The organism is Sulfitobacter sp. EhC04 (assembly GCF_001650875.1).
Taxonomy (GTDB): domain Bacteria; phylum Pseudomonadota; class Alphaproteobacteria; order Rhodobacterales; family Rhodobacteraceae; genus Sulfitobacter.
Genome location: NZ_LXYI01000001.1, coordinates 163253 through 176803 on the forward strand (window position 1 = coordinate 163253; position 13551 = coordinate 176803).

Genomic DNA, 13551 nt, shown 5'->3' on the forward strand with positions numbered 1-13551 from the left:
GAATTGTCGCCGAAACAGATGACAATGCCCGATTTCCGCCGCTTTCCGGTCGCCTACCGGTCATGGGAATCACCCCAATTGGTTCCATCAACTGCACCGGCGCCCTGCCATGGCGCTTCACCATGGGGATGGATGAAATGTTTGGATGGAAGACAAAAGAGATGAACCGCCGCTCACCCGAGATGACGGGGGCCTATGACGGCGGTCTGGCGACAATGACAAACGGATTGGTGGCAGGCACGCGGGTTGCGTCGAACCTGGGCTGGCGCGCCGTCGAGGCGCTGGCGGTGGGCGACTCTGTCCTGACCTTTGACCACGGCATGCAGCAGATCACCGATGTGCGCCGTATGGTGATGTGGATCGACGCGCCCGACACGAACCCTGCGTTATGGCCGGTGATCGTGCCCGCCGGGGCGCTGGACAACCGCGCCGAACTGACCCTGCTGGCCGATCAGGGTGTGCTGGTGGAAAGCGATGCGGCCGCCGACATCTACGGTGACCCCTTCGCCCTTGTCCCGGCGCAGGCGCTGGTGGGGGTGCGCGGCATTCATCGTGCGGCACCGCAGGAAAAGGTGGAACTGATCGTGATCGCCTTTGCCGATGAACAGGTGATCTATGCCGAAGGCGGCGCATTGATCCATTGCCCGGTGGCCCGGATGGCGCTGGACAATCTGCTGGACGGCACAAACCCCGTCTATGGTGTTCTGGGGCTGAGCGATGCCGCGTTTCTGGCCGGATGCCTGACCATGGAAGACCGGATGCTGGCCACGGGCGGCTGCACCGTCAGGGCAACCGCATCCTGTTGATCTGACCGGGGCGGCCCACCTGGAGGGGGCCGCCGAGAGACAAGACAGACATCTCCATGTCAGGACAGGGGCCGCGAGGTGAGAGCCGCGGCCCCTTTTGCATGTGTCGGGGGCCACGCACCTCCCCGGTTGCGACATGGCGCTGTGTTTGCCAACGCCCCCCGATCGGCCAGCGCCTAGACCTCGATCAGGTGATTGTCCCACATCAAGGCAGCAGTCGCCCTTGCCTCCGCCGACCCGCGCAGGCAGCGCAATTCCCCGGTGCCGGTGGTCACGGTAAAGCCACCTGCCGCCGGGGCCACGCCGCAGACATCGCTCAGGGATATGACCTGCGACAGGGCCATGGTGCTGGTGTCATAGAACTGCACCCGATTGCCACGCGGCGAGGTGACGGCAACCCTGGCCCCGTCCGGCGAACAGGCGATACTGCCGACATAGCCCTGCATCTCGCGCACAGCCTCGGGCGGGGCGTCGAACAGCGCGATCTGCCCGCCCCTCCGGTGCCTGCCGACCAGCGCCGCGACCGGTTCCTCGCCCTGCCATTGCATGCCAAAGGTGACATCGCCCGCCGGGCCGACCGCAAGATGACGGATTGAATTCTTGTGCATGGCATGGGGCAGGGCCGCCTGTTCCACGATCTTGCCGTGGTCGAAATAGCTCAGGTTCGGGGCCATCGTGGGGATGTTCAGCTTGGTCCTTCCGGTGTCGGGGTGCGTGTCGATGCCGCCATTTGCAACGACGAGGACGTCCGACCCCGGCAACCGTTTGATGTCATGCGGCCCGATCCCGCCGCTGCTGATCTCGTCCAGACGTTTGTAGCCTGCGGCAACGTCCCAGATGCCGATGCGCCCTTCGCCTGCCTCAAAGTCGTTCTCTGTCGTGAACAGCCAGTCCCCACCCTTGGAAAAGGCCCCGTGGCCGTAGAAATGCCGGCCCTCTGGGCTGGTCAGCCGGGCCTGTTGCCGCCCCGTGGCACAGTCGATCACCACCGCGAAGGTGCCGGGCCTGCGGGCAAAGGCCACGGCCTGCGGTCGGCTCGGGTGGGCGGCGGCGGCATGGCCGCGCGCGGGCAGGGGAATTTCGAACAAGACCGACAGGTCCGCCGCGATACCGCACAGCAGATAGGACCCGTCCGCCCGCGCGCCAGCAGCCAGATAGGCGGGCGATCCCGCATCGGCCCAACTGGGGCAGGGCAGCACCCCGGCGGCCATCAGCCCGCCCAGAAACCGGCGGCGTCCGCTGTGGGGGGCTGTGGGCATGTCAGTCACCGTCCAGCGAATTGAAACCCGCCGCCACGCCCAAAGTCGGGCCCAGATCGCTGCGGGCAAGGGTGCGGATGGCTTCGACCTCCTGCTGGACAACTTCAACCTTCAACCGGCTTTGCGGCTGGGCCACCCCGGCAAACACCGGATCGTCCAATCTATCGAGGTGATCAACTGCCTTGGCAAAGGCGCTGTCCAACTCGGCGGTTACCCGAGGGTGACCGGTGGCCAGCCGCTCGGCCAGATCGCGCAGGGCGGTCAGGCTCAGCCCCACATGCCGCGCCGACCTCTCGGAGCGCCAGACCTCTGCCCGCGTGGGCCGGGGGCGGTCATATGTGCCCAGGGGGCGGCCCAGCCGGGTCTCTGCGGTGAACTCAAGCCCGGTGGTCAGCGAGGTGAAAAGCTGCTGAAGCACCTCATCTTCACTGCGGTAGGTGCCGTCCGGTCCGGGGTTCAGCATCTCGGGCGCATAGCTCTCGTGCCAATCCGCGCGGATGGTATCGGCGGTTGCGGCGATATCGGCGGTGACCGCGCCGATCAGGCCGCAAAGGTAGGTGGCATCGGCTGCTTCGGTCAGCTCCGGGTCATAGAGCAGGTATTCCAGCCCGTAAAACCCCCGTGCCGCGATGGAGACCTGAGCAAAGCCTTCGGCACTGTCGATGATCGCATCCTGCTCCGCCATCAGCCCGGCCAGCGCACGCGGGGTTGCGCCCCGGCTGTCGGGCCAGAAGGCAAGCGCAAAGGCGCGGTCGCCGACTTCGGTCGGGCCAAAGCGCAGGTGGCTGGCGCTGACCCAACTGTCAAATGCCGCGCCATAGGCGTCGCGCAGGTCGGGCGACGTGGGTGCGCAGTCGTTCCCGGCCATATCCGCCAGGTGATCGGCACTTTCGGACAGCGCGTCAAACCGCGGCAGGATGTGATGTTCGACCACATCGGTGATCTTGGCAGTGGCATCCTGTGCCACAGCGGCAAAGGGCATCAGCACAACAAGCAGGCTGAGGAAAAGTCTGGTCATAAGCTCTCCAGATAGGTGATCAGCGCGTCGCGGTCGGCAGTCGGAAGGTCGATGACGGTGTCGCGCTGGGCCTGTGCCTCGCCGCCGTGCCACAGGATCGCTTCCAGCAGCGACCGGGCGCGCCCGTCGTGCAGGAAATAGCTGTGGCCACTGACCTGTTCCGTCAGACCGATACCCCAAAGCGGCGGCGTCCGCCATTCCGTTCCGGTGGCGCGTGCCTCGGGGCGGTTGTCCGCCAGACCGGGGCCCATGTCATGCAGCAGCATGTCGGAATAGGGCCAGATCAGCTGGAAAGACTGCTCCGGCTGATCTGCAAGCCGGTTGGTCACGAACTTGGGCTGGTGGCAGGCGGTGCAGCCGGTGTCATAGAACACCTTCTTGCCTCGCAACACCTGCGGATCGTCCAGATTGCGGCGTTCCGGCACGCCCAGGTTGCGGCTGTAGAAGGTCACCAGATCTAGCCCCTCGGCGTCGATCTCGGTGCCGCGCGCGTCGCCGTCGCCATGGGTTGCGGCCTGGCAATCGGCCTGCAAATCGGTGCATTCACCCGCGCCCGCCGTGAACAATGGATTCGATATGCCGATGTCCCCGACAAAGGCCGAGGCCGATTGTTCCAGCACTGAAGGATTGCCCGCCTTGAGGCCAAAGCGCCCCAGCATGGGCCGGTCCTGTGCCGCCGACCAGACGATATTGGCCCGGCCCGAAATGCCGTCCCCGTCCGCATCGTCCGGGTCTGCCAATGCAAGGATATCGGCAGCAGGGATCGCTTCCAGCAGGCCCATGCCGATCATCTGCGGCGCGACGCGCGGGCTCAGCATGGCGTCGGGATGCAGCGGGCCATAGCCCAGATCGGCCGCCCGGTAGGTGGGATGCCTGAGTGAAACCTTGGTCCCGTCCGCCAGCGTGATCGGCTCTTCCCTGTACGTGATATCAAGGCGGTATTCAGCCGCATGCCCCTGCACGGCAAAGTCCTGCAACTGGGTGCCATAGGTGGGGTCGGGGCGGCTGGCGATATAGCCTTCGATCCCGTCGATGGCGTCGCTCTCATCTCCGGGGATCGACACCCGCAAGAACATGGAGATTGCATTGCTGTCGCCGTCGGCTTCCGGCGGATGCCCGCGCCCGTCCTTGATGTGGCAACGCTGGCAGGAGCGCGCGTTGTAAAGCGGCCCCAACCCGTCAGAGGCCAGCGTGGAGGAGGGGGCAGAGACCCAGAGCTTGCGGAACAGCCCATTGCCGACCTTGAAGGTCAGCTCATCCTCGAAACTGATGTTGCCGGAGGGCTGGGAAAAGGCATCTGCCGACTTGCGCACCCGCACAGTGGCGGCACCGGCAGGCAGGTGTTCAAATTGCTCAGGGGCGGTAAAGTTGGTGGGTGGTGTCAGCACCGCTGCAATGCGCGCGGTCTCCTCCGCCGTGCGGGGGATCACATTCAGATGTCGGTCATCCAGCACCGGGGCATCCTGCGCCAGTGCCGCTGACCCAATGGCAAGGATCAGCGGCACCAGGGCGCAGGGTAATCTGCCTGTGCGCTGTGACATGCTGGCGGTCTGGCCCGGACGTTGTGCGGCGGCAGACTGATGGCTGGCTGTCATGAAGGCTCCTGGTTGTTCAGAAAGACACGACAGCCGCCAGGCCGACCGATGTCGATTTAACACCGCCCACGTCAAAGCGGGCCACGCCAAAGTTGATTTCGCTGTTATCGGTTATCTGACGGTCTACTCCAAGGGCGAGCATCTTGTCACGGCCTGCACCGCTGATGTTGACAAGAGTCCCGGTGCCCGAGAAGGTCCATTGGTCAAGCGCATAGGACGCGCCGAGGGTGCTGTAGGTTGCATCCGCAGCAGTACCGCCTGCGCCGCTGAAATGGGCCACTTCGCCGATCATGTCCCAGCCATTGCCGAAATCATGGGCCAGCCCCGCAACGACACCGTTTTCATCCGAAACATCGCCCGCGCCTGCCGCCAGGTGGCGTGCGCCGACCCATGCGGTGGTTGCGCCGAAGTCCTGGCTGTATTGCAGCGCGATGTTGTTCAACTTGCCGGTGTTTCCGACACCACCCGCCGCAACCGAGTTCCGCCCGCGCCGATTGCCGATGCTGTCACTCAGAAAGGTGTTGTCGGCATAGAATGCTGCAAAGGACAGGGTGCCATCTGCGCCAACAGGCGTTTCGACGGTCAGGCCGATCATCTCCGCCAGCTCATAGTCGCCCGACAGCGAGGTGCCGTAGTAACCCGGCGCATCGTCCCATGCCACGCCGAAGATCGGGCTGAGCTTGCCGACGGAGACCAGGGTTTCGCCAAAGGCAAAGCGCAGGCCCAATTCGCTGACGTAGAGCCCCAGGTCATCAAAACTGCGGTCGTCGGTGGCATCTGTCATCGATTCCAGCGTCAGCCCGCCAAAGGCGGTGATGCGGTCCGTGATCGCGGCCTCAAAGGCGGCTTCGATGCTGAGATAGACATCGCTGAATTCCGCTGTCGGGTCATCGGAGCTGACCGTGCTGTCCACGCCGATCTCGACGCTGCCTTCCCAGGTAAAGCCGGCGTCCTGCGCCTGTGCCGCATGCCCGCAAAGCATCGCGAGGCCGCAAAGCCCCGCAAGGTGTGTCTGTTTCTTCATTGTGATTGTCCTGTGAGAGTATGAGATGTCGCTGGCAGGAGGGCTGGCTGATCGGGTTATTGGAAGACGGCGTTGGGATTGTCCAGACTGTCGGAGCCTTCAAAGGCGACCTGGTCGAGCCCCAGAACCTTGACCACGCGCTCGATGCTGCGGGTCTGGTCGATCAGCCCGTTGACGCCGCCCATGATCAGCGCCTCGCCGCCCGCGTTGCCGCGTTCCAGCATCTGGTCATAGGCGAAACCGGCTTCAGCCGCCGTCTTGATCCGCCCGAGCGCCAACATCGTGGTGCTCAGCTTTTCGCGCATTTCACTGTCCAGCGCCGGGTCGGTCTCTGCAACCAGATCGGACAGCGACGGGCCGGAGACCAGCGTGCCGTCCACACCGACATATTCGCCCAGATAGGTGCTCTGGACACCAAGTCCGTCGTAGTAATGGCTGTTGTGGGTGTTGTCGGAAAAGCAATCATGCTCTTCTTCGGGGTCGTTCAGCATCAGGCCAAGCCGCATGCGTTCGCCCGCCTGCTCCCCATACGACAGCGAGCCCATGCCGGTCAGCATCGCGACAAGGCCTGCGTTCTCGTCTTCCAGAAGGGCAGTTCTGGCGGCACCGCCATCTGTCCACTGTGCGGCCATCCATTCCAGGTCAGAGACCAGCAGGTCGGTGGCGGCGACCAGATAATCGGCGCGGCGGTCGCAATTGCCATTGGTGCAATCCTCGCCCATCGCATAATCGGTCCAGGGGCGGTTGCCCGCGCCCGCGTCGTGGCCGTTAAGGTCCTGACCCCAAAGCAGGAATTCGATGGCGTGGTATCCGGTGGCCACATTGGCCTCGACCCCGTCGGCCTCGTGCAGGGTTTCGCCCAGCAGTTCGGGGGTGATCGCGCTGGCGTCAACTTCGGTGCCTGACAGGGTGAAGGTCGGGTTCGCAACGACGTTCAGCGCGGCAAAGCTGTTTTCATCCGATGGCCCGCCGTAGGTGGTATCAACATAGTCGATCAGCCCCTCGTCCAGCGGCCAGGCGTTCACCTTGCCTTCCCAGTCGTCGACGATGGCATTGCCGAAACGGTAGACTTCGGATTGCTGATAAGGCACCCGCGCCGCCAGCCAGGCCTGCCGTGCCGCTGTCAGACCCATGGCCGACGGGGCGTCCAGAAAGCTTGCGACAGCGTCCTGCAAGCGTTGGGCTGTGGTCACGCTGTCAGCGTATTTCGCCGCTGCGATGTCGGCATATGTCTCGATCACCTCGGTCTTTTCGACGGCCAGCGCCGGAGAGGCGCAGATCAGCAAAGCAGCGGTGGAGAGAAGGGTGGAGCGTTTCATCGGAATGTCCTTTTGGTATCTGGGCCTGCCGTCCGCACGTTGTCGGCAGATTGGCATGGTGGCGGTCACTTGGTCAGGATCAGCTTGCCTGAACGGGTGATCCGCAGGGTGTAGGTCTGACCGTCCAGCTGGATATGCGCCAGATCGCCGTCGCCTGTCAGTTCCTGTGCGACATAGGTCGGTACTTCATTCTGCGTGGTGAGTTGCGCGGGCGGACGGTGAAAGCTCATGTCCGGGGCGCCGCGGAATCAGGCAAAAGGGTCATGGTACATCCTGTGGCATCTGGCGTAATGGCTTGCCCGAGACAGAGTCGGGCTGGCTGTGCCCTTCTTATACCCGAGAGAATTGATAAGGAAATGGTATCCGAGGAAAAAACTCGGATAATCCTGTCAGGTCACGCGCGACGTATCGGCGCACCGGTCCGGCAGGACATGAAAAAGGGCGCCGAAGCGCCCCTTTCCGATCCCGTTCTGACGCCTCTCAGGCCGCCTGTGCCTCCGGCCCGAAACGACCATAGAAGGTCTGGTTCTTCTCGGCCATCTCGCGCAGCAGGTCGGGGCATTTGAACCGGGGGCCGAACTTGGCCTCCAGCTGGTCGCAGCGTTCTGCCGCATAGGGGGTGCCGATCATGTCCAGCCAGGAGAACGGGCCGCCCGACCAAGGGGCAAAGCCCCAGCCCAGGATCGCGCCCACGTCGCCCTCGCGGATGTCCATCAGCACGCCTTCCTCCAGCGCGCGCACGGCTTCCAGCACCTGCACGAACATCAGCCGGTCCTGAATTTCCTGCAATTCGGGCTGTTCATCCGCCAGCGGATACTTGTCGTGAATGCCCTTCCAATAACCCAGCCGCTTGCCCTTTTCGTCATAGTCGAAATAGCCCGCCTTCGCCTTGCGGCCCAACCGGCCCAGATCTTCCATCCAGACGATCAGGTCGTCGGCCTCGGAGGCGGGGTATTCATTGCCCATCGCCGCCTTGGTCGCGCGCATGATCTTGGTCGCCAGATCGACGGAGGTTTCGTCGCCCAGTTGCACCGGCCCCACGGGGAAGCCCAGCAATTGCGCGGCGTTGTCGATCAGCACGGGGGCCACGCCCTCGGTGATCATGCGGTTCGCCTCGCCGCCATAGGGGATGATGCAGCGGTTGGCGTAGAAGAACCGCGCATCGTTGACCACGATCGGGGTCTTGCGGATCTGGCGCACATAGTCGAGCGATTTGGCCACCGCGCGGTCGCCTGTCTTCTCACCCTTGATGATCTCCACCAGCGCCATGCGTTCGACAGGCGAAAAGAAGTGGATGCCGATGAACTGCTCGGGGCGGCTGGATGCCTTCGCCAGTCCGGTAATCGGCAGGGTCGATGTATTGGAGGCAAAGATGCAATCCTCGGGGATCACCGCTTCGACCTTCTGGGTCATCTCGGCCTTCACCGATGGGTCTTCGAACACCGCTTCGATGATCAGATCGCAGCCCTTGAGATGGTCCAGATCCGGGGTGGCGGTGATCAGGCCGAGCGCGGCTTCCTTCTTCTCCGGCGTGGATTTGCGGCGTGCGATGCCCTTGTCGAAATAGGCGGCGGCGTACCCCTTGCCCTTGTCGGCGGCTTCCTGATCGCGGTCGATCAGCACCACCTCGATGCCCGCCTGAGCCGAGACCAGCGCGATGCCCGCGCCCATCATGCCCGCGCCCAGCACGCCCAGCTTCTTCACCCGCTGGTCTGCAACGCCTTCGGGGCGCACGGCACCTTTTTCCAGCGCTTCCTTGTTCAGGAACAGCGACCGGATCATGGCAGAGGAAGAGGGGTTCATCAGAACGGAGGTGAACCAGCGCGCCTCGATCTTCAGCGCAGTGTCGAAATCGACCAATGCACCCTCATAGACCGCCGACAGCAGCGCCTTGGCGGCGGGATAGACGCCCTTGGTGTTGGAATTGACCATGGCGGAGGCGCCCACGAAGGTCATGAAGCCCGCCGGGTGATAGGGCGCGCCGCCGGGCATCTTGTAGCCCTTGGCGTCCCATGGCTTGACCAGATCGGCGTCCTTGGCGTTCAGCACCCACTCCTTGGCCGCCGCCACCGGGTCATCCGCCACCTCGTCAATCAGGCCCGCCTTCACGGCGGCATCGGGGGCGACCATCTTGCCTTCCAGCAGGAAGGGGGAGGCCGCCATCGCGCCCAGCTTGCGCGACACACGGGTCGTGCCGCCCGCGCCCGGAAAGATGCCGACCATGATTTCCGGCAGGCCGATGCGCGCCTTGGGGTTGTTGGCGGCAAAGATGCGGTGCGTGGCCAGCGGCAGTTCCAGCCCGATGCCCGCAGCCGTGCCGGGCAGGGCGGCGGCGATGGGCTTGCCTCCCGTCAGTTTCTTGGGGTCCATGCCCGCGCGTTCGATCTTGCGCAGCAGGGCGTGCATTTTCATCGTGCCTTCGAACAGACCCTTGGCCGGGTCATCGCCCGCGTCCTGCTTCATCTTGGCCAGCAGGTTCAGGTCCATGCCACCGGCAAAGGAGCCGTCCTTGCCGGAGGTGATCACGATGCCCTTGACCGCGTCGTCGGCCAGAGCAGAGTCAATCAGCGCGTCAAGCTCGCTCAGCCCGTCGATGGACATCACGTTCATGGACTTGCCGGGCACGTCCCAGGTGATGATGGCAACGCCGTCGGCGTCGGTTTTCATGGTGAAATCGGTCATTTGGTCTCTCCCTTTTTGGGGTATGGGGTGCCATCGCGATGCGTGAAACCCTGCGGTGTCGCCAGCAGGTCCAGATCGGGATAATGGCAGATGTCGTCTTCGGCACGGGTGCCGACAATCAGATAGGTTGCGGGTTCATCGCTGTGATTGCGCAGGCAGTGGGCGGTGCGATCGCCTGCTTTCCAGCAGCAGGCGTCGCCCGGTTGCAGCGCGGTTTCCTTGCCGTCCTCGACCACGGTAAGCGCGCCGGAGAGCACGAAGAGAAACTCGTCCTCCTTCTCGTGCCAGTGCATCTGCGAGGATTGCTTGCCCGGATACAAAGTTTCCAGCGCCACGCCGAATTGGGTCAGCCCGGCGACATCGCCAAAGCCGTGATAGGTGACGTAGCCTTTGCCGAGGTTGAAGGGGTCGGGATACCCAGACTGGACTTCGGTCCTGGGTACACTGCCCGCGCGCAGGATCATGTCACACCCGCTCGATGATGGTGGCTGCCCCCATGCCGGAAGCGATGCAGAGCGTGGCCAGGCCAACCTGCTTGTCGCTGCGTTCCAGCTCGTCCAGCAGGGTGCCGATGATCATCGCGCCGGTGGCCCCCAGCGGGTGACCCATGGCGATGGCCCCGCCGTTCACATTGACCTTGTCGTGGTCCACGTCAAAGGCCTGCATGAAGCGCAGCACGACCGAGGCGAAGGCCTCGTTCACCTCGAAGAGGTCGATGTCGCCGATGGTCATGCCGTTGTCCTTGAGGATCTTCTCGGTCACCGGGACCGGGCCGGTCAGCATGATGGTGGGGTCGGTGCCGATCTTGGCGGTGGCGCGGATGCGGGCGCGCGGCTTGAGCCCGTATTTCTCGCCGAATTCCTTGTTGCCGATCAGCACGGCGGCGGCACCATCCACGATGCCGGATGAATTGCCCGCGTGGTGGATGTGGTTGATCTTTTCAAGATGCGGGTACTTCATCATCGCGATCTTGTCGAAACCGGGCATGACCTCGCCCATGGCCTGGAACGCGGGGTTCAGGCTGCCGAGGCTCTGCATGTCGGTTTCGGGGCGCATGTATTCGTCACGGTCCAGGATGGTCAGACCGTTCTGGTCGCGGATGGTGATGACGGATTTATCGAAACGCCCGTCTTTCCAGGCCGCTGCCGCGCGTTGCTGGCTGGCGATGGCAAGCTGGTCCGCATCATCGCGGGAAAACCCGTATTCGGTGGCGATGATGTCGGCGGAAATGCCCTGCGGGACGAAATACCCGTCCATCGCGATGGAAGGATCGACGGCAATCGCCGCCCCGTCACTGCCCATCGCCACACGGCCCATCATTTCGACACCGCCCGCGATATAACCCATGCCGGCGCCGCCCCTGATCTGGTTGGCGGCCAGGTTCACGGCTTCCATCCCGCTGGCGCAGAACCGGTTGATCGCCAGACCCGGAATACGTTCGTCAAGGTCAGAGGCCAGCACGGCAGAGCGCGCCAGACAGCCGCCCTGTTCCATCACCTGGGTCACATTGCCCCAGATCACGTCCTCGACCGCATGGCCATCGAGGTTGTTGCGCTCCTTGACGGCGTTCAGCGTCTGCGCGGACAGGCGCAGGGCCGTGACTTCATGCAGCGCGCCGTCCTTGCGGCCCTTGCCGCGGGGGCTGCGCAGGGCGTCGTAGATATAGGCTTCGGTCATGGTGATATCTTCCTTTCTTCAGGCGCGGTCAGCGGGGCTGCCGGGCATCAGGTCGTAGGGGGCTTTCCAGCCCGGTTGTTCGGACAGACGCGTCAGCCACGCGTCGATGTTGGGCCAGGCAGAGCGGTCAAAGCCGAAGGGCTCGGGGTAATAGAGGTATCCGCAGCAGGACAGGTCAGCGTTGGTCACGCTGTCGCCCACGACCCAGTCGCGGCCCTCAAGGTGGTTGTTGAGAACGCTGTACGCGGCCTTGAGGCGGCCAAGCGTGAAACCGATGACTTCGGCGGGGCGTTTTTCCTCCGGCAGGAAGTTCATCAGGAAACGGGTCATCCCGGCCTGCGAACTGAGCTTGTGGTTGTCCCAGAGCACCCAGCGCAGGATCTCGCGCCGTTCGGCAGCATTCCCGCCCCCGAATTTGCCGGATTTTTCGGAAACGTAATCCTGAATGACGCCGGATTGGGTCAGTCTGACGTCGCCATCCACCATCACCGGGGCCTCGCCCATCGCGTTGATCTGGCTGCGGTAATCCGCGCTGCGGGTTTCGCCGCCGAAGAAGTCGACCTTCACCGGCTCCCAGTCCAGTCCCGACAGTTGCAGCGCCAGGGCGGCCTTGTAGGCGTTGCCGGATTCGCCAAAGCAATAGAGCTTGATCGTCATCTGGTGTCTCTCCTGTATTTTGGGGTCGCGCCGGGGGTTTCACACCCCCGGACCCCCGTGGGAATATTTGGGGCCAAAAAGAAAGCAGTGCGGCCTGGCCTACAGCGACCGCGCGATCAGTTCCTTCATGATCTCATTTGTACCGCCATAGATGCGCTGGATGCGGGCGTCGGTCCACATCTCGCCAATTGCGTATTCCTGCATGAATCCGTAGCCGCCATGCAGTTGCAGACATTCGTCCAGCACCTCGCCCTGGGTGTCGGTCAGCCAGTATTTCGCCATCGCCGCGCGGTCCACAGTCAATTCGCCGCGCAGATGCTCCGCGATGCAGGTGTCCAGAAATGCCCGGCCCACTGCGGCCTTGGTCTTGCATTCCGCCAGTTTGAACCGCGTGTTCTGGAATTGGGTCAGCGGGCCGCCAAAGGCTTCGCGCTCCTTGCAATATCTGATTGTCAGATCGACAGCGCCTTCCATCGACCCCACAGCCTCGCAACCGATGATCAGCCGTTCCTGCGGAAGCTGCTGCATCATCTGGTAAAAACCCTTGCCCTCTTCCTGGCCAAGGATGTTCTCAGGCGGGATTTCCACGTTGTCAAAGAAGAGTTCGGAGGTGTCGGAGGCGTGTTTGCCGATCTTTTCAAGGTTGCGGCCGCGCTGGAAGCCATCAGCGCCCTCGGTTTCAAGCACCACCAGCGAGACGCCTTTGGAGCCTTCCTTGGGGTCGGTCTTGGCCGCGACGATGATCAGATTGGCGTGCTGGCCATTGGTGATGAATGTCTTTTGCCCCGACAGCCGGTAGGCATTGCCGTCGCGGATCGCCTTGGTCTTGATCCGCTGCACGTCCGACCCGGCAGAGGGTTCGGTCATTGCCAGCGCGCCGACCATCTCGCCCGATACCATTTTGGGCAGCCAGCGTTTCTTTTGCTCTTCGGTGCCATAGGCCAGAATGTAATGCGCCACGATGCCGGAATGGATACCATTGCCCCAGCTGGCCAGATTGGCCCGCGCGCCTTCGATCAGGATCGCCGCTTCATGGCCGAAATCGCCACCCGCGCCGCCGTATTCCTCGGGGATGGAGGGGCAGAGCAGGCCCAGCGCGCCCGCCTGGGCCCAGGTCTCGCGGTCCATCTCGCCCTGCTTGCGCCATTTCTCGAACTTCGGGGCCCATTCGGTGGTGATGAAGGACGCGGCCATGTCCGCGATCATCTTGTGTTCGTCCGTCATCCAGTTGGATGGTGCTGTGCTCAGGTCGTTCATGATCCCTCCCCAGGTGAGTCGTTTCGGCTCAGCGTTTGCGGTCGTCGAGTTCGGCGTTGAAAAGCCTCAGCCGCGCGATCAGGTTTTCCTCGTTGATCACGCTGCCGAAGTTTTCAAACAGGAACGACAGCGCCTCACCCTCGTCAAGGCCCGCCTCGGCGCTGAATTTCTTCAGCCGCCTGTACCCGTCCTCCGTCATGGCGACGGGAAAGCGGCGGGTCAGGCGGAAGCGTTTCGGCATCTTAACCTCTTGTTAA

Annotated in this window: 13 protein-coding genes; 1 reads left to right on the forward strand and 12 read right to left on the reverse strand. The window is 63.5% G+C overall.

The features are described from left to right. Nucleotides 1–137 precede the first annotated feature (137 nt). A complete protein-coding gene (locus tag A8B82_RS00830; protein ID WP_161489404.1) occupies nt 138–806 on the forward strand; it encodes a Hint domain-containing protein in 669 nt (222 codons plus the stop codon). 176 nt (nt 807–982) lie between these two features. On the opposite strand, the gene A8B82_RS00835 is transcribed toward A8B82_RS00830, so the two are convergent. The 12 genes from A8B82_RS00835 to A8B82_RS00885 form a co-directional block, all read right to left on the reverse strand. Continuing rightward, entirely contained in the window at nt 983–2065 is a 1083-nt protein-coding gene (locus tag A8B82_RS00835; RefSeq protein WP_067287067.1) for a DUF1513 domain-containing protein, read from the reverse strand. Between the two features lies 1 nt (nt 2066). Then, on the reverse strand, nt 2067–3083 hold the full coding sequence (locus A8B82_RS00840; RefSeq protein WP_067287070.1) for an imelysin family protein: 1017 nt from the start codon (nt 3081–3083) through the stop codon (nt 2067–2069). Next, entirely contained in the window at nt 3080–4624 is a 1545-nt protein-coding gene (locus A8B82_RS00845) for a di-heme oxidoreductase family protein (RefSeq protein WP_067287305.1), read from the reverse strand. Before A8B82_RS00845 ends, A8B82_RS00840 begins: the two co-directional genes overlap by 4 nt. Nucleotides 4625–4694: 70 nt before the next feature. Next, entirely contained in the window at nt 4695–5702 is a 1008-nt protein-coding gene (locus A8B82_RS00850; RefSeq protein WP_067287072.1) for a hypothetical protein, read from the reverse strand. A 56-nt stretch (nt 5703–5758) separates the two neighbouring features. Then, complete coding sequence (locus A8B82_RS00855) at nt 5759–7021, reverse strand: imelysin family protein (RefSeq protein WP_067287074.1); 1263 nt, start codon at nt 7019–7021, stop codon at nt 5759–5761. A 65-nt stretch (nt 7022–7086) separates the two neighbouring features. Continuing rightward, nucleotides 7087–7251: a hemin uptake protein HemP gene (gene hemP, locus A8B82_RS23395; RefSeq protein WP_082899072.1), complete on the reverse strand. Its 165-nt coding sequence runs from the start codon at nt 7249–7251 to the stop codon at nt 7087–7089. A gap of 250 nt (nt 7252–7501) precedes the next feature. Then, the gene (locus tag A8B82_RS00860) at nt 7502–9703 is read right to left on the reverse strand and encodes a 3-hydroxyacyl-CoA dehydrogenase NAD-binding domain-containing protein (protein ID WP_067287076.1); all 2202 of its coding nucleotides are present in this window, start codon (nt 9701–9703) and stop codon (nt 7502–7504) included. Next, nucleotides 9700–10167 carry a cupin domain-containing protein gene (locus tag A8B82_RS00865; RefSeq protein ID WP_067287078.1) on the reverse strand — a complete coding sequence of 156 codons (468 nt, stop codon included), beginning with the start codon at nt 10165–10167 and terminating at the stop codon, nt 9700–9702. Before A8B82_RS00865 ends, A8B82_RS00860 begins: the two co-directional genes overlap by 4 nt. 1 nt (nt 10168) lies before the next feature. Beyond that, nucleotides 10169–11380: an acetyl-CoA C-acetyltransferase gene (locus A8B82_RS00870; protein ID WP_067287080.1), complete on the reverse strand. Its 1212-nt coding sequence runs from the start codon at nt 11378–11380 to the stop codon at nt 10169–10171. Between the two features lie 18 nt (nt 11381–11398). After that, nucleotides 11399–12037 (reverse strand): glutathione S-transferase family protein, encoded by a 639-nt coding sequence (locus tag A8B82_RS00875; RefSeq protein ID WP_067287082.1) that lies wholly within the window; start codon nt 12035–12037, stop codon nt 11399–11401. 99 nt (nt 12038–12136) lie between these two features. After that, nucleotides 12137–13294, reverse strand: coding sequence for an acyl-CoA dehydrogenase family protein (locus tag A8B82_RS00880; RefSeq protein WP_067287084.1), 1158 nt, complete (start codon nt 13292–13294; stop codon nt 12137–12139). Between the two features lie 28 nt (nt 13295–13322). Further along, nucleotides 13323–13535 carry a hypothetical protein gene (locus A8B82_RS00885; RefSeq protein WP_067287087.1) on the reverse strand — a complete coding sequence of 71 codons (213 nt, stop codon included), beginning with the start codon at nt 13533–13535 and terminating at the stop codon, nt 13323–13325. Nucleotides 13536–13551: the final 16 nt, after the last annotated feature.